The organism is Amycolatopsis sp. lyj-112, from assembly GCF_046549055.1.
Classification (GTDB): domain Bacteria; phylum Actinomycetota; class Actinomycetes; order Mycobacteriales; family Pseudonocardiaceae; genus Amycolatopsis.
In genome coordinates this window covers 13102-29472 of the sequence record NZ_JAJPWS010000028.1, presented here as the reverse complement: position 1 = coordinate 29472, position 16371 = coordinate 13102, and the positions used below count along the sequence as shown (strand labels likewise).

The 16371-nt window shown below is 68.5% G+C and carries 16 protein-coding genes and 3 pseudogenes; 8 read left to right on the top strand and 11 right to left on the bottom strand.

The window, feature by feature from the left end; translation table 11 throughout:
* Positions 1-156 precede the first annotated feature (156 nt).
* The 4 genes from ACLJRL_RS41065 to ACLJRL_RS41050 form a co-directional block, all read right to left on the bottom strand.
* Positions 157-1290 carry a serine hydrolase domain-containing protein gene (locus tag ACLJRL_RS41065; protein WP_410661826.1) on the bottom strand — a complete coding sequence of 378 codons (1134 nt, stop codon included), beginning with the start codon at positions 1288-1290 and terminating at the stop codon, positions 157-159.
* Between the two features lie 67 nt (positions 1291-1357).
* Positions 1358-3178 carry a glutamine--fructose-6-phosphate transaminase (isomerizing) gene (gene glmS / locus ACLJRL_RS41060; protein WP_410661825.1) on the bottom strand — a complete coding sequence of 607 codons (1821 nt, stop codon included), beginning with the start codon at positions 3176-3178 and terminating at the stop codon, positions 1358-1360.
* Positions 3179-3247: 69 nt separating this feature from the next.
* The gene (locus ACLJRL_RS41055) at positions 3248-3520 is read right to left on the bottom strand and encodes a hypothetical protein (RefSeq protein WP_410661824.1); all 273 of its coding nucleotides are present in this window, start codon (positions 3518-3520) and stop codon (positions 3248-3250) included.
* Positions 3521-3577: 57 nt separating this feature from the next.
* Positions 3578-4297, bottom strand: coding sequence for a MerR family transcriptional regulator (locus ACLJRL_RS41050; protein ID WP_410661823.1), 720 nt, complete (start codon positions 4295-4297; stop codon positions 3578-3580).
* Positions 4298-4359: 62 nt separating this feature from the next.
* On the opposite strand from ACLJRL_RS41050, the gene ACLJRL_RS41045 reads away from it, so the two are divergent.
* Complete coding sequence (locus ACLJRL_RS41045) at positions 4360-4830, top strand: DUF6194 family protein (protein WP_410661822.1); 471 nt, start codon at positions 4360-4362, stop codon at positions 4828-4830.
* Here ACLJRL_RS41045 and ACLJRL_RS41040 read toward each other — a convergent pair.
* Both ACLJRL_RS41040 and ACLJRL_RS41035 read right to left on the bottom strand, forming a co-directional pair.
* Complete coding sequence (locus ACLJRL_RS41040; protein ID WP_410661821.1) at positions 4820-5638, bottom strand: family 1 encapsulin nanocompartment shell protein; 819 nt, start codon at positions 5636-5638, stop codon at positions 4820-4822. The two genes, ACLJRL_RS41045 and ACLJRL_RS41040, sit on opposite strands and share 11 nt — an antisense overlap.
* A 1-nt stretch (position 5639) precedes the next feature.
* The gene (locus ACLJRL_RS41035) at positions 5640-6200 is read right to left on the bottom strand and encodes a hemerythrin domain-containing protein (RefSeq protein ID WP_410661820.1); all 561 of its coding nucleotides are present in this window, start codon (positions 6198-6200) and stop codon (positions 5640-5642) included.
* 89 nt (positions 6201-6289) lie between these two features.
* Between ACLJRL_RS41035 and ACLJRL_RS41030 the strand changes: the two are divergent.
* From ACLJRL_RS41030 to ACLJRL_RS41020, 3 genes and pseudogenes are all read left to right on the top strand, one after another.
* Positions 6290-6844, top strand: a pseudogene (locus ACLJRL_RS41030) (NAD(P)H-binding protein); the annotation flags it as partial.
* A gap of 36 nt (positions 6845-6880) precedes the next feature.
* Entirely contained in the window at positions 6881-7711 is an 831-nt protein-coding gene (locus ACLJRL_RS41025) for a methyltransferase (RefSeq protein ID WP_410661819.1), read from the top strand.
* 179 nt (positions 7712-7890) lie between these two features.
* Complete coding sequence (locus ACLJRL_RS41020; protein WP_410661818.1) at positions 7891-8757, top strand: GNAT family N-acetyltransferase; 867 nt, start codon at positions 7891-7893, stop codon at positions 8755-8757.
* A 183-nt stretch (positions 8758-8940) separates the two neighbouring features.
* Here ACLJRL_RS41020 and ACLJRL_RS41015 read toward each other — a convergent pair whose 3' ends face one another.
* Positions 8941-9660 carry a cold-shock protein gene (locus ACLJRL_RS41015; protein ID WP_410661827.1) on the bottom strand — a complete coding sequence of 240 codons (720 nt, stop codon included), beginning with the start codon at positions 9658-9660 and terminating at the stop codon, positions 8941-8943.
* Between the two features lie 30 nt (positions 9661-9690).
* Positions 9691-9888, bottom strand: a pseudogene (locus ACLJRL_RS41010) (cold-shock protein); the annotation flags it as partial.
* Positions 9889-10304: 416 nt separating this feature from the next.
* Between ACLJRL_RS41010 and ACLJRL_RS41005 the strand changes: the two are divergent.
* A complete protein-coding gene (locus tag ACLJRL_RS41005) occupies positions 10305-11561 on the top strand; it encodes a DUF222 domain-containing protein (RefSeq protein ID WP_410661817.1) in 1257 nt (418 codons plus the stop codon).
* A 37-nt stretch (positions 11562-11598) separates the two neighbouring features.
* On the opposite strand, the pseudogene ACLJRL_RS41000 reads toward ACLJRL_RS41005, so the two are convergent.
* Positions 11599-11713 (bottom strand): annotated as a pseudogene (locus tag ACLJRL_RS41000) (IS5/IS1182 family transposase); the annotation flags it as partial.
* A gap of 230 nt (positions 11714-11943) precedes the next feature.
* Here ACLJRL_RS41000 and ACLJRL_RS40995 point away from each other — a divergent pair.
* On the top strand, positions 11944-13137 hold the full coding sequence (locus ACLJRL_RS40995; protein WP_410661816.1) for a glycoside hydrolase family 64 protein: 1194 nt from the start codon (positions 11944-11946) through the stop codon (positions 13135-13137).
* A 170-nt stretch (positions 13138-13307) separates the two neighbouring features.
* Here the strand turns inward: ACLJRL_RS40995 and ACLJRL_RS40990 are convergent, their stop codons facing one another.
* Positions 13308-14285, bottom strand: a complete 978-nt coding sequence (locus ACLJRL_RS40990; RefSeq protein ID WP_410661815.1) for a DMT family transporter — start codon at positions 14283-14285, stop codon at positions 13308-13310.
* 72 nt (positions 14286-14357) lie between these two features.
* Between ACLJRL_RS40990 and ACLJRL_RS40985 the strand changes: the two genes are divergently transcribed.
* Positions 14358-15272 (top strand): LysR family transcriptional regulator, encoded by a 915-nt coding sequence (locus ACLJRL_RS40985; RefSeq protein ID WP_410661814.1) that lies wholly within the window; start codon positions 14358-14360, stop codon positions 15270-15272.
* Positions 15273-15283: 11 nt separating this feature from the next.
* On the opposite strand, the gene ACLJRL_RS40980 is transcribed toward ACLJRL_RS40985, so the two are convergent.
* The gene (locus tag ACLJRL_RS40980) at positions 15284-15685 is read right to left on the bottom strand and encodes a nuclear transport factor 2 family protein (RefSeq protein ID WP_410661813.1); all 402 of its coding nucleotides are present in this window, start codon (positions 15683-15685) and stop codon (positions 15284-15286) included.
* A gap of 122 nt (positions 15686-15807) precedes the next feature.
* On the opposite strand from ACLJRL_RS40980, the gene ACLJRL_RS40975 reads away from it, so the two are divergent.
* Positions 15808-16368, top strand: coding sequence for a PadR family transcriptional regulator (locus tag ACLJRL_RS40975; RefSeq protein ID WP_410661812.1), 561 nt, complete (start codon positions 15808-15810; stop codon positions 16366-16368).
* Positions 16369-16371 lie beyond the last annotated feature (3 nt).

The following is a 16371-nucleotide window of genomic DNA, read 5'->3' as shown; positions in this document are numbered from 1 at the left end:
ACCCTGCTCTGCCCATCGCCGCATGATCACCACAACACCCCTGGCCACCACACCGACAGGCCGGTCAAGTGTTCACGATGTCCTGAAACATCAACTGTGCACGATGTCCTGAACTCAGACAGGTCGTGAGAACGACCCGGATCACTCACGACCGGGCTAGCTGTCGGGCAGGCTCTTGCTCGCCGCGGCGGCGATCTTCTGCACGATCAGCGGCTGCCCGTCCGGCGACTTCACCGTCGGATTGACCGAGTAGGCGACTTTCCGCGTCAATTCACGGGTGGCGAAGATCCCGCTCGAATAGCCGTAGCGGCTGCCGGTCTTACCCCAGACGATCAAGCCGTTCTCGAATTCGAGCTTCATCAGGCCCTGGCTGTAGACGGCCCGGCCGCCGCCCACCATCGGCAGGTCCGGGACGTCGAACAGGCGCGGCATCATGGCGGGGCCGAGCAGCCGTCCGTCGAACAGGCCGGTGATGAACTTGTCCAGCTCCGCGGCGGTGGAGATGATCGCGCCCGCGGCGCCGGGGATCGACTGGTTCATCTCGGTCACGTCGACGAGTTCGCAGTCCACGTCCAGGTATCCGCGGGCGGCCGGGTTCGGCAGGCGGGGGTCGTCCTCCGGGTAGTAGGTGCGCCAGAGGCCGAGCGGGACGGTGATGCGGTCGCGCAGATTCCGTGCGTAGGAACGGCCGGTCACCTTTTCGACGATCATCCCGGCGGTGACGTAGGCGGTGTTCGTGTACTTCTGCGCGGTGCCGGGCTGGAAGTCGATCGGGTGCCGCAGCGCGGTATCGACCACCTGGCGCGGGCTCCAGTGCTCGTAGCGGTGCGCCAGGATCCATTCGGGCTCGTAGAGACCGGGGATGTCCACCGACGGCAGCCCGGAAGTGTGGTCGAGCAGCGTGCGCACCGGCACCGGCGGGTAGCCGGCCGGGAGCACGCCGGGCAGGTAGCGCTGGACGGGCTCGTCGAGGTCGATCTTGTTCTCCTGCGCCAGTTGCAGCACCATCACCGCGGTGTAGACCTTGGTGGTACTGCCGATCCGGAAGGATCCGTCCGGCCGGACAGGGGCTTTCGTGCGGATGTCGGAGACGCCGGAAGTACCGGACCAGCCCCCGTTGTCCCCGGTGACCCGGACCAGCGCTCCCGTGGTGTCCTTGTCGGGCAGACCCGCGATCGCCGCCGCCAGCGCGGCTCCATCAGGCCTTCCGACGTCGGACGCCGCCGCGGCGGGCACCGAAGTGAGACCGACCGCGGCGGCGACCATGGTTGTGACAATCGCTAGTTTCATGTCACATATGATGTCCACTCAGGACCTCGTGGACATCAGGGAAAACCCCGGTCTCCGAAGATCAGGGTCACTCCACGGTGACGGACTTCGCGAGGTTCCGCGGCTTGTCGATGTCGTGCCCGAGGATCAGCGCGGCGTGATAGGCCAGCAGCTGCAACGGGATCATGAGCAGGATCGGGTCCAGCTCGGGCTCCGAGCGGGGCACTACGAACCGCGGCACGTCGAGGTCGCCGAAGTCGACGTCGGCGTGGGTGATCGCCAGGACCGGACCCTTGCGGGCCTTGATCTGCTGCACCGCGGCGATGTTGCGGACGGCGAGATCGTCGAACGGCACGACCGCGACCGTGGGCAGCGACTCGTCGATCAGCGCGAGCGGCCCGTGCTTGAGCTCGGAGGTCTGATAGGCCTCCGCGTGCCGGTACGAGATCTCCTTGAACTTCTGCGCGCCTTCCCGTGCCACCGGGAAACCCCGGACGCGGCCGATGAAGAACAGGCTCCGCGCGTCCGCGCACGTCTTGGCGTGCTCGGCGATCGCCGACTCCCCCTCCACGATGGCGGCGATCTGCCGCGGCAGCGCCCGGATGGCCGCGACGATCCGCTGACCGTCCGCATTGGACAGATCGCGCACCCGGCCCAGTGCCAGCGCGATCATCGCGAAACCGACGGCCATGTTGGTGAGCGCCTTGGTCGAAGCGACCGCGATCTCCGGACCGGCGTGAAGGTACAGGCCGCCGTCGCAGGCACGGGCGATCGTCGAGCCGACGACGTTGACGAGGCCGACGACGCGGCCGCCCTTGCGCTTGACCTCTTCGACGGCGAAGGCGGTGTCCGCGGTCTCGCCGGACTGGCTGACCGCGATGTAGAGGGTGTCCGCCTCGATGATGGGGTTGCGGTAGCGGAACTCGGACGCGGCCTCCGCGTCGGCGGGGATCCGCGCCAGTTCCTCGATCATGGTCGCGCCGACCTGCCCCGCGTAGTACGCCGAGCCGCAGCCGAGGATCTTCACCCTGGCGAATCCGCGGAGATCGCGAGGGGTCAGGTTCAGCCCGTCCAGCCGGGCCACCCCGAACCGCTCGTCGAGCCGGCCCCGGATCATGCGCTCCAGGGAGTCGGGCTGCTCCTGGATTTCCTTGTACATGTAGTGCCGGTGGCCCGCCAGGTCGAGATCGTCGGCCTCGATGTCGATCGCGGTCGCGGGTTTGCCCGTGTCGCTCTCGTCGACGGTGAAGGTGCGGTATCCGGTGGCCGAGACGCTGGCGAACTCGCCGTCGTCCAGGTGCACCACCTGCGAGGTGTGGCGGACCAGCGCGGCCAGGTCACTGGCCACGAACATCTCCCGGTCGCCCACGCCGACGATCAACGGAGAACCGTTGCGCGCGACCACGATCCGGTCGGGATGTTCGGTGTCGGTCACGGCGATCGCGTAGGTACCCGTCACCCGCGACACGGCCTCGACGACCGCGTCTTCGAGGGTCTTGGCCTCCGACCGCGCGATCAGGTGAGCCAGCACCTCGGTGTCGGTCTCCGAGGTCAGGGACACGCCGGCCTGGGTGAGTTGCTCGCGCAGATTCACGGCGTTGTCGATGATCCCGTTGTGCACCACGGAGATCCGGCCGTTTTCGGAGACGTGCGGGTGGGCGTTCTCCTCCGTCGCCGGCCCGTGCGTCGCCCACCGCGTGTGCCCGATCCCGACCTTGCCGGCGAGCCGTTTGGGCAGCGCCGCGGTCAGGTTCCGTACCCGCCCCACGATCCGGTGCACCTGAGCGCCTTTACCGCCCAGCACCGCGATCCCGGCCGAGTCGTAGCCGCGGTACTCCAGCCGCGCCAATCCTTCGAGAAGGATCGGCGCGGCGTTCTGGGTGCCGATGTATCCGACGATTCCGCACATGCTGAATGAACCTCATACAGAAAGGGACGACGTCGCGAAGAGCCGCCGGCGAGGCCGGGGCGTGGTCCGCTAGCCGTAGACGATGCGGCGTAGCTGCCGCTCGGACAGGTCGGGAGGGGCGACGAGCCGACGGCTCAGCTCGCCCGCGATCCGGGGAAAGATGTCGGGGTTCTTCCGGCCTTCGGCCTGCAACTGGGCATGCCGGGACCGGACGTACTGCTCTGTCGGCTGCCGGTAGAACGCCAGGACGTCCTCGACGACACGGGCGGCGACCGCCGTCGACAGGCCTGTCGACAAGGCCACCTGTTCGACGATCTCCGCATCCTCCACGCCACACATCATGCACAGGAGCCTGACCAGATGCCAGTTCTTGCCCGAAATCGGGCAAGAACAGACGACTTAGGTCACATTGTCGACCAGTGAGAGCACCGCGGAGAGAGCGGCAGTGCCATCGAAGAGCGCTCGGGAGCGCGTGGTGATGCTCGTGTCCCGGACCGCCAGCGCGGAAGTGACGTCCTCGAACCGCCGGGAACGCTTCAGTTCCGGCATCAGCAGACGAAGGTGCGCGACGCGGTGTCCGGCCATCCTCAGCTGGTGAACGATCCGCGCGTCCCGCACCTGGGCGGGCGTGTACCGCCGCGTTCCCCGCACGCGATCGGGGACGACGAGTTGCTCCGCGTCCCAATGCCGCAACGTCGACGCACGCACCCCGAGCGCCTCGGCGAGTTCGGAGACGCTCATCGAGTCCGTTCCGCGCACGTCGCCGATCGGCTCGCGGGCGATCACCCGGGCGGCTTCCTTGGCCTGCCTCAGCTCCTCGCGCTCGGTGTCGAGCCGGGCGTGTGCCGCGTCGAGGAGGGCGAGCACCCGTGCGATCGATCCACTATGGACGGTCCGGACGATCTCCTTGGCCTCGACCGGCCCGACACCCGCGGCAAGGGCCCGATAGGCCAAGGCGGACCGGAGATGGACCTCCCCGTAAATCCGGTACCCCGTCGCCGTCCGCGCCGCCGGCGGCAGCACGCCGTCCCGTTCGAGGTTGCGCACCTGCTGGACGGAATACCCCGCACGCCGCGCGACCACCGCGGTCCGCATTTCCGGCGACTTGAGACTTGACACCCAGACCCCCTGGAAAATGGCGTGGAACTCTCCACAAGCACCTTAATGAAACGCTTGAGCACATGACCATCGAAGAGATCATCGGCTTCGTATCCGGCCACGACGGCGTCCTGCCCCTCATCCCGGCGCCCGGCGACGAGTGGCCGGAACTCACCTGGGGCGACGCGTTCTTCTACTACTCACCGGACGGCGTCGTCCCGGCGAACATCCAGCCGTTCGCGACGATCGTGACCAAGAACTACCCCGGCGACGAGTCCTCGCGCCTGGACCGGCCGGACACCTTCCGCGTGAACATCCACGCCGGGAAAGAGGCGTTCGTCCACTGGACCGGTCACTCACCACGCGAAGCGGCCGCCACCGACGTCGACCCCGGCGTCGCCGACACCGTGATCGCGCACCCCGTCTACGGCACCGCCGGCTGGCTGGCCGTGGTGAACCCGGCCGCGAACACCGAAGCGGCGACCCGCGACTTGCTCACCACGGCGTATCTCCTCGCCCGGAAGCGCTATGAGCGAGCCCGGGTCAGGCGGTGAGTGTGATCGCGGCGTCCGGCTCCGCGACCCGGAAGCTGAAGCTCTCCTCCAGATACAGGCTCACGGTCTCGGCGTCGTGGTGGCTGTACCCGACGGCCAGGTCCTGGCCGAGTTCGAGGAAGAAGTCGCCACCGGCGAGGCTCAGCACGATCGCGCCGTCCAGGCCGGGGGCGCGGACGACCTTTCCGCCGCCCAGGCTCCGGCGGACGTGGTCGAAGACCAGCTGACCGCCGTGTTCGGTGGTCTCCACGATCCGCGTGTAGCCCGCCGGGCCGATCGCGAGCCCGTACGGACCCGCGATTCCCGCCTGGCGCAGCGTTTCCACCGCCCGGGCGATCACACCCGGGTACGCCTCGGCGTCCGCACCCAGCGACGGCGAGTCGTACGGGCTCGTCTCGGCGATACCGGACATCCCGGCCGCGGCCCAGCCGTGGAACACCGCACGGTTCTCGACCATCGCGATCTGCGCCGCCGCACGGTCGAGGTCGTCGAACTCCAGATCATCGGCACCACGGTCGGCGTCGTCGAGTTCCGTGCGAGACACCGTGAACGGGACCCGGACCTCGGCCAGCGGCAGGACGCGTCGTTGCCGGGCCACGACGCCCTGGTCGCTTTCCGGCAGCGACGAACCGTCGAGCTGCGTGGTCCGGCCCAGGTCCGTGGAGGAGTGCTGCCAGCCGTGCGGACCGGCGACGTCGACCAGGCGCCGGGCCGCCAGATGGGTCTGGAGCCGCTCGCGCGCCTCGGTGTCGATTTCCTTCCAGCCCGCGTCGGAGATCGGGGCCAGGCCGCGCATCAGGTGGTTCATGTCAGTCCTGTTCCTTGAGGCTGCCGATGCCGAGGGAGCCGTCGGCCGGGCGTTCACCGATCTCCGCCTCGATCTCGTCCACGTACTCCTGCGGATCGATGTCACTGACATCCAGGTCGCGGGCGCCCTCGTGGACCTGTTTGAACTCGGTGAACTTGCGGCCGAGCTCCTCGCGCAGGCCTGGATCGGCGTTCCGCCGGAAATCGGCCAGCCCCTCGTCCTCTTCCTCGGCCATGTGCTCGCTGTTGGCCATCCGGGCCTTGTGCACGGCGGCGAGCCAATCGCTGCTGCCGACCGGGTGCAGCGCGGCCTCGTGCACACCGTCGCGGATGTCGTTGTGGTCGCCGATCGCGTCGAGTGTCTCCTCCTCGGCGTCGTCGCCGCGACGGAGCAGATGCGGGTAGAAGATCTCCTCCTCCGCCCGCGCGTGCACGTCGAGCAGGTCGGCCAGCGGCTGCCAGACCTTGGCCAGGTCGCCTGCGTCGGTGAGGTCGTCCATCAGGGCGAACTGCCGCCGGAACCAGTCGTGGTCGTCGAGGATCAAGCTGGTGATGTCAGCCATACGGCCAGTATCGAACGAGCACTGGCCCCTCGCCATCTGAGGCCGGAACGCTCCGGCGAGCACCTCGGCTCGGGCCCACGAATGACCGGGAAGTGATCCGCGAGGCTGTCGCCGGTTGCGACGCCGTATTGACCGTGCTGGCTCCCTGGGGCGTCCAGCAATACTCGTCGGGCACGGCACAGGCCGTGCTCGACCACGCCGATCCCGATGCGCGCCTGGTCTTTTCGTGCGGCTGGCACATCACCCGTGACGGCAAGGACCAGTACTCCCGGCTGTTCAAGGCGGGCGTCCGGATCATGACCTGGCTGGCCCGCCTGGTGCGCGCCGTCGAGATCGACGACCAGGTCGAGGCCTGCCGCCGGATCTTCGCGAGCGACCGCCGGTGGACCGTGGTCCGCGGCAGCGACCTCGAGGAGGGCGAGAGCCAGGGACTTCCCTTGTGGGGCCACCATGTCGGCGACCCGGTCCTCGCGAGCAACCTGACGCGGCGGGCGGACTTCGCGCTGTTCATGGTGGAGGCGATCACCGACGACACGCTCATCCGCAAGGCTCCGGCGATCGTCGAATGCCTCTCCCCCAGCGCGCAGGCCCACGCAGGCAAAGGTCAGGCGAGTTCATCGGACTTTGCCAAATCGGCAAGCTAAGTTGCCCTCTTCGCATGATCGACCTACCTTGCGGTCATGACGCACACAGGACACGACCATGCCCACGCCGACCAGGCCGAGATACTCGACCTCGACGCCGAAGTACTCGCGGAGCACACCGCGTCGATCGCCGCGTGGCTGCCCGTCGAGGCGGCTCCCAGCCGGATCGTGGACCTGGGCAGCGGAACCGGCGCGGGCACCTTCACCCTGCTCGAACGCTTCCCCGAAGCGCACGTGACCGCCGTCGACTCGTCGGTCGAACATCTACGCCGCCTGCGGGAAAAGGCCTGCGAGAAGGGAGTCACCGACCGGGTGCGCACCGTCCAGGCCGATCTCGACGCGACCTGGCCGGACCTCGGCACGCCCGACCTGGTGTGGGCATCGGCCTCCCTGCACCACATGGCCGACCCGGACCGGACCCTGCGCCAGGTCCACGAAACACTCGCGCCCGGCGGACTGTTCGCCGTCGTCGAACTCGCCGGCTTCCCCCGGTTCCTGCCCGCCGACGCTCCTGAGAACCGCCCCGGCCTGGAGGAACGCTGCCACGCCGCGAGCGACCGTCGCCATGCCGAGCACCTGCCCCACCGCGGCGCCGACTGGGGACCGAAGCTGACCGCAGCCGGATTCACTCTCGAAGGCGAACGCACGATCTCCGTCGACACCGAACGGTCCCACTCCGAAGTGGTCGGCCGCTACGCACTCAACGGCCTGCGGCGCCTGCGCGGCGCCGTCGCCGACGTGCTCTCGGCCGAAGATCTCACCGCGCTGGACGAACTTCTCGACACCGACGGGCCGCACAGCATCCTGCGCCGCGACGACCTCGCGGTGCGCACCGAACGCGCCGTCTGGGCGGCACGCCGCGCCTGAGCGCACTGTCCATTCGGGTGACATCGGCGAGCAACGGCGGCTCCGGCTGGAGCACTTACGCCACGAAGTCCGGACGAATGCTCTGCGCCTGAGCAAAGGAGTCGTCCTCGCCCGCCGATGTCCGCGTTCACGGCGAAAACAGGGTGCGGGCGCCGGCACGGTGGTGTGTGATCACGGGTATGGCGATCGTGGTGGGCAAGCCGGGAATCGACGGGCTGAGCGAGGCCGTGGCCGCGCTGCGGGAGTGGCAGTCAGACGAGGCGTCGATGCAACTGCATCCCGGCGACCTGGGCTGGTTCTGGCGGTTCGGTGCGGAGGCGACGGCCGCGGCGGTCCGGACCTGGCGCCGGGACGGCCGGATTCTCGCCGTCGGCCTGCTGGATGAACCCGAGCTGTTGCGGCTGACGATCGCGCCGGACGCCCAGCAGGACAAGGAACTGGCTCAGCGACTGGCCGAGGACTTGGCCGAGCCGGAGCGCGGCGTGCTGAAAGCGGGGAGGGCGGCCATCGAGGCACCCCTGGGCGCACTGGTCCAAGACGTGCTGTCCGAGCACGGCTGGAACGTCGACGAGCCGTGGACGCCGCTGCGCCGCGATCTCACGGAGCCGGTGAAGGACCCGGGCGTGCGGATCGAGGTGATCGGGCCGGAACAGGTGCAGGTGCGGACCGAGGTGGGGCGGGCGTCGTTCGACAGCTCGACGTTCACGGACGAGCGCTGGCACGCGATGGCGGCCGGATCGCCCTACGCCGACGCCCGCTGCCTGGTCGCGTACGACGACCGGGACAACGCGGTGGCGGCGGTGACGGTGTGGTCGGCCGGTCCGGGAAAGCCAGGATTACTCGAGCCGATGGGCGTGCACCGCGACCATCGGGGGCACGGCCACGGCAAAGCGATCACCGTCGCCGCGGCGGCCGCGCTCCGGGAGATGGGCTCGTCGAGCGCGATCGTCAACACCCCGAGTTCCAACGTCGGCGCCGTCGCCACCTACCGGTCGGCAGGCTTCGAGCAGCGCCCCGAGAACCGGGACCTCTGCCGGGACGCCTAAGACCTGGTCTCAAAACTTGAGCTTCTGAGCGCGGAGCAGGTCCTCGGGTCGGCACGGGGCCCCGTCACCACGAGGGAGATCGATCTCCTGGAGGAGGCTGCAGCCGCGTTGCTGACGGCACCATCGACGGGATGAACGAGCACTCTCGTCGGGAAGTGATCAGCCATCGGTGGGGCCGCCTCTTCAGAGGCGTTCGATGCGGTCGGCCTGCGGGCCCCGGTCGCTCTGACGCACCGCGTACCGGACCCGGTCACCCTTCTGCAGCGGCTCCGACCCCATGATCACGGACACGTGGGCGAAGAGATCGTCGCCGCCTGCGTCCGGGGTGATGAAGCCGAAGCCGCGGTCGTCGTCGTAGCGCGCGACGACGCCCTCGCCGCCTCGTGCGGGCACGTCCCGCGCCGCCGGCCCTGCGGCCGCGGCAGGTGCCGACCGCTGCGGCGCCGTCTGCGGCTCGGTGCCCCGGACCAGGTGCACGTCGCGGGCCTGCGGGCCCTTGTCTCCACTAGCCACCTCGTAGGCGACGCGGTCGCCCTCCGCGAGCCACGTCAGCCCCTCGGCCAGGGCCCGGGCGTGAACGAAGACGTCCCCGGCGCCGGAGTCGGGGTTGATGAAGCCGAAGCCCTTGTCCTCGTCGTACCAGGCCACCGTGCCGTCGGCACCGTCCGCGATGCCAGCCGCAGCGGGTGAGCCGGCCCCTGCTCCCAGCGGGATCACGTGCCCGGCCTGCGGGCCGCGCTCGCCTTCGACGATCAGGAAGGCCACCCGCTGCCCCTCGGTGACCACGCCGCCGGTCACGATGGCGGAGCTGTGCACGAAGATGTCGGCGCCGCCGCCGTCCGGCGACGCGAAGCCGTACCCCTTGCCCGGCTCGTACCAGTTGACGGTGCCGAGCAGGCCCACGGCGCTGCCGGTGGCCGCATCGGCGGTGACGCGAACACGCAGCGCCTGGGGCCCGCGGTCGTTCTCGCCGACCTCGAACACGACGGCCTGACCCTCGCGGAGCACTCTCGCGCCGCCGTCCCCGACGATCTCGGCGGCGTGCACGAACACGTCCGGCGAGCCGTCCTCGGGCGCGAGGAAGCCGAAACCCCGTTCGGCGTCGAACCAACGGACGGTCCCTTGCGGCATAAAAGGCTCCAGGTCGAGAGGGCGGGCACTGGCCCCCAGTCTCTCTGACAGACTTCCGGTCCGTCAGGCCGGGCCCACAGGCGGGCGGTGCGGAGCCAGGGGCGGGCCGTTGGTTCACCTAGCGACACGCCGAGTTTTGAGACCAGGTCTAAGTGTTGCGGGTCGTGTCGTTCGTGACCGGCCGGTGGGGCTGGCAGCGCGGAGCCTGCCACCAGCGGATCACGCCCTACACCCCACGCCACAACGGCAAATCGAAACGCTCATACACCTAGGTATCGCAAGTATCCACGGATACGGTGTCGCGTTCCGGGCCAATGGCTCGAATGCACGCATTACCCTTTCGGGTGATTCCAGTCTTTTCAAATAGCTTGCAATTTAGATGGAACACGCGTTCGAATACTGGTAGCGTTGATGCCATGACCAGCACTGATGTTCTCGAGTCGACGCGCCACGAATGGTGGCGCGTCGACAAGAACATGCTGCTGGCACGGACAGTGGACATCGAGATCGCGGTCCGGAAACTGCTGGCCGAGCAATATGAGGTGTATGCCGAAATTCATCGGCGTGGGTTGCGGGGTGTGTCCGGGCATGACTCGCTGGCCGGGTTGATCGAGGAAGATCTGCGCCTGACTCCCGCCGATGCGAAAGCCCGTGCCGAACGGGTGCTGGCTCTGCATCCGACGCCGACGTTCACCGGCCAGGATGTGCGCGCGGTGGCTCCGTTAGCGGCTGTGGCCGCTGCCGAGGGCGCGGTGGGTGGTGCCCAGCTCGACCCGATCATCCGCACCCTCACCCAGATCCCCGCCACCGTGTCCGAGCCAGAGATCCGGGCCGGGGAGAAGATCTTGGTCGACCTTGCCCGGGTCGCCGGGCCGAAAGCAGTCGCCCGGGCCGGGCGTGACCTGCTCGCCCGCCTCGACCCCGACGGGAAAGAACCCAAGGACGACGACCCGAAACCGGCCCGCCCAGACCTGAAGTTCGTCCACCACCGCGACGGCAGCCTCGGTGTGGTCGCCACCGTCGACCAAGAGATCTACGCCCGGTTGCGGACCGACCTCGACCCCCTCGCGAAACCCTGCAAGGCCGAGGACGGCCAGAAAGACCCGCGGACCCAGGCCGAACGGTACGGAGACGCGTTCGGCGACTACATACGCATGAAGACCGCCAGCCCCGATCTGCCGGGTCAGGCTGGGGAATCCACCCACATCCTGATCACCATGTCGTATGAAGACCTGATCCGAGACCTCAACAACGCCCAACTCGAACTGGCCGGACCGCTCAACGCCACCGACGCGAGGATCCTGGCCTGTGACTGCCGCATCCGACCCGTTGTCCTCGGCAAAGCCGGGGAGCCGTTGGACGTCGGCCGCAGTGCCCGCACCGTCACCGTCCCGCAGAAATACGCGTTGACCGCCCGCGACGGGGGTTGCGCCTGGCCCGGCTGCGACATGCCGGTGTTCCGCTGCACCGCACACCACATCGTCATGTGGCGACACCACGGCGAAACAAAGATCGACAACCTCGTCCTACTCTGCGGACGCCACCACAAACTCATCCACAGCAGCCAATGGAAAGTCCACATCGCCCAAGACGGACTCCCCGAATTCACCCCACCCGCCTACCTCGACCCCACACAGACCCCACGCCGGAACACCCTGCACCTCCAGATCTGAACCCCGACAGGGCCAAGGTGTACTGACCACGTTACGTAGCCTTCCGGCGGGCGATCTGGTCGGCACGTTCGGGAATGGTGGCCTTGACCCGGCGTTCCCGCAGCGCCGCCCGGGTACTCGGATGGGGCGCAGGCCTTGTCGGCGAGCGCCCGCGCGACCCGTACTCGCGTCACAAGATCGCGTTGATCACCTGCCGGTGACTCCGCCACCGCCCGCGCTCTATCCGTCAACCCGACACGGCCTAACGGGTTAGGCCGTACAGCGGTAAATTTGTTGTCGCCTTTGACAAATTGCCCTCGTTCCGGCGACCCTGAAATGGTCTGAACAAATCCCGGCTCAGCACCTCCCCGGTGCCCGCCCAGGCCTCAACGAGGAGTCACCTGTGCGTATTCGTCATGCCCTCGAACGCTCCATCCTCACGCTGACCGTCGCCGCCCTCAGCGCCACCGGCGCCGTCATCGCCGCCTCCCCCGCCGCCGCCGTTCCCGCCACGATCCCCCTCAAGATCACCAACAATTCCGGTCGCGGGCCGGTCTACATCTACAATCTCGGCACGCAGCTCTCGTCCGGCCGTCAGGGCTGGGCCGACGCGGGCGGCACCTTCCATGCCTGGCCCGGCGGCTCCATTCCGCCGAGCCCGGCACCGGACGCGTCGATCACCGGCCCGGGCAACGGGCAGTCGATCACCATCCGGATGCCGAAGTTCTCCGGCCGGGTCTATTTCTCCTACGGCCAGAAGCTGGTCTTCAAACTCGCCACCGGCGGGCTCGTGCAGCCGGCGGTCCAGAATCCCAGTGATCCCAACGCGAACATCCTGTTCAACTGGTCGGAGTACACCCTCAACGACTCCGGGTTGTGGATCAACAGCACCCAGGTCGACATGTTCTCCGCGCCCTACGCCGTCGGTGTACAGCCCGTCGGTGGCACCACGAAGAACACCGGACATCTGAAACCGGGTGGCTACAACGGTTTCTTCAACGCACTTCGCGGACAACCGGGTGGCTGGGCCAATCTCATCCGCACCCGGTCCGACGGCACCGTCCTGCGAGCTCTCGCTCCCGGGCACGGCATCGAAGCCGGAGCGCTTCCCGCCGGCATCATGAACGACTATGTCAACCGGGTCTGGTCGAAATACTCGGGCTCGACGCTGACCGTGACGCCCTTCGCGAACCAGCCGAACACCAGGTACTTCGGCCGCGTCTCGGGCAACGTCATGAACTTCACGAACACGTCGGGCGCTGTCGTCACGTCGTTCCAGAAACCTGATTCCGACAGCATTTTCGGCTGCTACAAGCTTCTCGACGCGCCGAACGACCTGGTTCGCGGCCCGATCTCACGCACCCTGTGCGCCGGGTTCAACCGTTCGACCCTGCTCACCAACCCGAACCAGCCCGACACCAGCGCGGCCGGCTTCTACACCGACGCCGTCACCAACCACTACGCCCGCAAGATCCACGCGCAGATGGTCGACGGCAAGGCGTACGCGTTCGCTTTCGACGACGTCGGCGCGCACGAATCCCTTGTCCACGACGGAAACCCCCAGCAGGCCTACCTGACTCTCGACCCGTTCAACTAAAGCTCGGAACCCGCCCCGTTCGGTGCCCCGCACCGAACGGGGCGTTTCGTGGCGAGTGAGCGGTCGGGGACCGGCCGGGCGAGGTACAGCTCCCGGCTCGATTCGCCTTCGCCTTCGGCATGGCACGACGCGAAGGCGGCAGGCTGATCGTCGCCTTCGTGGTCGGTGCCTCACAGAAGGCGGGACACCGGATCGCGGGTTCGGTCGCCACGAAGCTCATCAAGGCCGGGCACTGGCCGGTGCTGGTGGTTCCCTGGCGGCCGGCCACGCCGGCCGCCCAGGAGCGACACGGCTCCCACCACGGCGACGACGAGCGCGCAGCCGGCCAGTTGCAGCGGGGTCGGCCATTGGCCGAGCAGGGCGGCCCCGAACAGGATAGCGGCGGCGGGTTGCAGCATGAGCACGGCGGACCCGCCGCTCGCCGGCAGCGCCGACAAGGCCTTCCCCACCAGGAGCCAGCCGAGCACCTGCCCGGTCACGGCCAGCAGGAGCAACCACAACAGCGCCGAAGCCGGCGGCGTGACGTCGAGGTTTCCCGCCACCACGCCCGAAACGGCGCCCACGGACGCGGAAGCGGCGGTCGCGGTGGCGAGCATTGTCGTGCGGCCACCGCCTTCGGTTCCGGCCCGGCGCAACAGGATGAGGTAACCGGCGTAAGCGACACCCGCCAGCAGCGCCATGACGGTTCCGTACCAGGGGTCGCTGCCCTCGGTACCCCCGTCCGCCAGTCCCCCGGCCAGCGCCGTACCCGCCAGCATGAGCGGGATCGCCATCCAGAACGACCGCGACGGCCGCTCGCCGAACCACAGCAATCCGGCCAGCGGGACGAGGACGACCTGGACGTTGACCAGCGCCGTCGCGACCCCCGCGCCGACGGCGAGGATCGCCTCGCTCCACAGCACCATGTCGATCCCGAGCAGGACGCCCGCCAGCACGTGCCGCCGTCGCGCGGCCGGGGTCGGGCGGTGTCCTCGTTCCCGCGTCCGGGCCAGGACGACGAGGATCGGCAGCGCGAACAGGCAGCGGAAGAACGTCGCCGTCGTCGAACTCACGCCGGACAACGCGACGAGCGGGGCGGACAGGGCGATCGCGAGGGCGCCGAGCAGTCCTTGGGTCCGCGGATCGGCGAGGATTCGGGGGTGGGGCATGTCTTCGATTCGACCGCACGACCGGCGACAGGACCAGCGAGATCCTCTTACCCCGAGGGTTAAGCTCGGCTAATGAGTGGCGATCTGTCCAATGTGGAACGGCTGCGGATGCTGCACGCGGTGTGGCGGCGCGGATCGCTCGCGGCGGCGGCCGAACTGCTGCACGTGACGCCGTCGGCGATCTCCCAGCAGCTGACCAAACTGGAACGGGAAGCGGGCACCGAACTCCTCGTCCGGCACGGGCGCGGTGTCCGGCTCACTCCGGCGGGACAGCTGCTCGCGCAACGCTCGGACCGCGTCCTCGCCGAGCTCCGGGCCGCCCGTGCCGATCTGGACTCCCTCACCGGGGCGACGACAGGCGTCGTCGAGATCGGCGCCATCCCGTCCGGTGTGCACACGTTCATCGCGCCCGCGCTCACCGGGCTCACCGTCCACCATCCCGGTATCGAAGCGCGGTTGCACGAGGTCGAACCGGAAGTGGCGCTGCCCGCGCTCGCCGACGGGGTCTTCGACGTCGTGGTCGTGGAAAGCTGGGAGAACCTGCCGCTCACCCGCCCGCCTGCCACCCGCTGGACCGTGCTGCGCGACGACTCGGCGATGATCGTGCTCCCGTTCGGGCACCGTCTGGCCGGCGCGGACTCGGTCCGCGCCGAAGAGCTGGCGGACGAGATCTGGGTCGCCTGGGCCCGCCCCACCTTGGCGAACGCCTGGCTCCGCCACACCCTGCGCGAACGCGGTATCGAACCGACGGTCCGGCATACGGTCAGCGGTTTCGGCACCCAGTTCGCCGTGGTCGCCGGGCTCGGCGCGGTCACGCTGGTCCCGAGCATGGCCACCACGATCGCACCACCGGACGTGGTGTGCACCGCACTCGAACCCGCGCTGCACCGGCAGCTCTACGCCGTGCAGCCCCAAGGCGAGACCCGTCCGGCCGTCGCCGAATGCGTCACCGCGCTAGTGGAGGCCGCCCGCACCTGGGGCGGCTGAGGGCACCGGCGTCACTCGGCCGCGCTCAGCCTGCTGACCGCGTCGGCCTTGATGGCTTCGAACTGGGCGCCCATCCGTCCCGCGAGTGCTTCCGCCGCCCGCAACGGCCGGACCATCACCTTGAAGTCGATGATCTTGCCGTCTTCGTCGAAGGTCAGGAGGTCGCAACCGTTGATCTCCAGCCCGTCGACAGTCGCCTCGAACTCGTACACGTGGTGCACGCCGTCCTGGATCTCCCGGACGTAGCGGAAGTCCTCGAACACTCGCATGACCCCGCGCAGAATCGCCGCGGTGATCGCCTTGCCGGGGTAGGGCTTGAACGCCACCGGGCTGGTGAAGACCACGTCGTCGGCGAGCATGGCCTCGATCGCGGCTGCGTCCTTCGCCTCAACAGCCTGACGGAACGTGAGCATGGCGAACTCCTCATAGTCACTTTGTTGAGTAGGTGCCCGAGAGTAGGTGATCACCCCACGCATGTCCACCAAAGTGCATAATCAACTTTGCCACTAATCCACCCGGTGACTACGATCGCCCCATGGCGCTGCGGAACGCGATCCTCGCGATGCTCTTGGAAGGCGAGTCGTCCGGCTACGACCTGGCGAAGAGCTTCAACGCGTCGGTCGCCAACTTCTGGACCACGACACCCCAGCAGCTCTACCGCGAACTGGACAAGATGGAGTCGCAGGGCCTGGTGACGGCCCGGGTCGTCGAACAGCTGCGCCGTCCGAACAAGCGGCTCTTTTCCCTGACCGACACGGGCGCGGCCGAACTCGCCGAGTTCACCACGCGAGCACCGAAGCCGACCGCGATCCGTGACGAACTCCTGGTCCAGGTCCAGGCGATCGAGGCAGGCGACGGCGACGCGATCCGGCGCGCCGTCGCGGACCGGATGGCCACCGCCGAAACGAAACTCAAGCGGTTCGAACGCCTCCGGGAACGGCTCCTCGGCGAGGCCGGCGAGGCGGATTTCCTCACCACAGCGCCCCGTGTCGGCCCTTACCTGACACTCGCCCGCGGAATCACCTTCGAGCAGGAGAACATCCGCTGGTGCGAACAGGTTCTGGACGTCCTCGACCGGCGCGCGGCCACTGGTTGACCG

Bases quoted from the DNA above. Each gene is read 5' to 3' on its own strand.
- ACLJRL_RS41055 (WP_410661824.1), bottom strand. From the start codon at position 3,520: ATGATGTGTGGCGTGGAGGATGCGGAGATCGTCGAACAGGTGGCCTTG.
- ACLJRL_RS40990 (WP_410661815.1), bottom strand. From the start codon at position 14,285: ATGCCCCACCCCCGAATCCTCGCCGATCCGCGGACCCAAGGACTGCTC.
- ACLJRL_RS40975 (WP_410661812.1), top strand. From the start codon at position 15,808: ATGGCGCTGCGGAACGCGATCCTCGCGATGCTCTTGGAAGGCGAGTCG.
- ACLJRL_RS40985 (WP_410661814.1), top strand. From the start codon at position 14,358: ATGAGTGGCGATCTGTCCAATGTGGAACGGCTGCGGATGCTGCACGCG.
- ACLJRL_RS41040 (WP_410661821.1), bottom strand. From the start codon at position 5,638: ATGAACCACCTGATGCGCGGCCTGGCCCCGATCTCCGACGCGGGCTGG.
- ACLJRL_RS41035 (WP_410661820.1), bottom strand. From the start codon at position 6,200: ATGGCTGACATCACCAGCTTGATCCTCGACGACCACGACTGGTTCCGG.
- ACLJRL_RS41005 (WP_410661817.1), top strand. From the start codon at position 10,305: ATGACCAGCACTGATGTTCTCGAGTCGACGCGCCACGAATGGTGGCGC.
- ACLJRL_RS41065 (WP_410661826.1), bottom strand. From the start codon at position 1,290: ATGAAACTAGCGATTGTCACAACCATGGTCGCCGCCGCGGTCGGTCTC.
- ACLJRL_RS40980 (WP_410661813.1), bottom strand. From the start codon at position 15,685: ATGCTCACGTTCCGTCAGGCTGTTGAGGCGAAGGACGCAGCCGCGATC.
- ACLJRL_RS41020 (WP_410661818.1), top strand. From the start codon at position 7,891: ATGGCGATCGTGGTGGGCAAGCCGGGAATCGACGGGCTGAGCGAGGCC.
- glmS (WP_410661825.1), bottom strand. From the start codon at position 3,178: ATGTGCGGAATCGTCGGATACATCGGCACCCAGAACGCCGCGCCGATC.
- ACLJRL_RS41025 (WP_410661819.1), top strand. From the start codon at position 6,881: ATGACGCACACAGGACACGACCATGCCCACGCCGACCAGGCCGAGATA.
- ACLJRL_RS41045 (WP_410661822.1), top strand. From the start codon at position 4,360: ATGACCATCGAAGAGATCATCGGCTTCGTATCCGGCCACGACGGCGTC.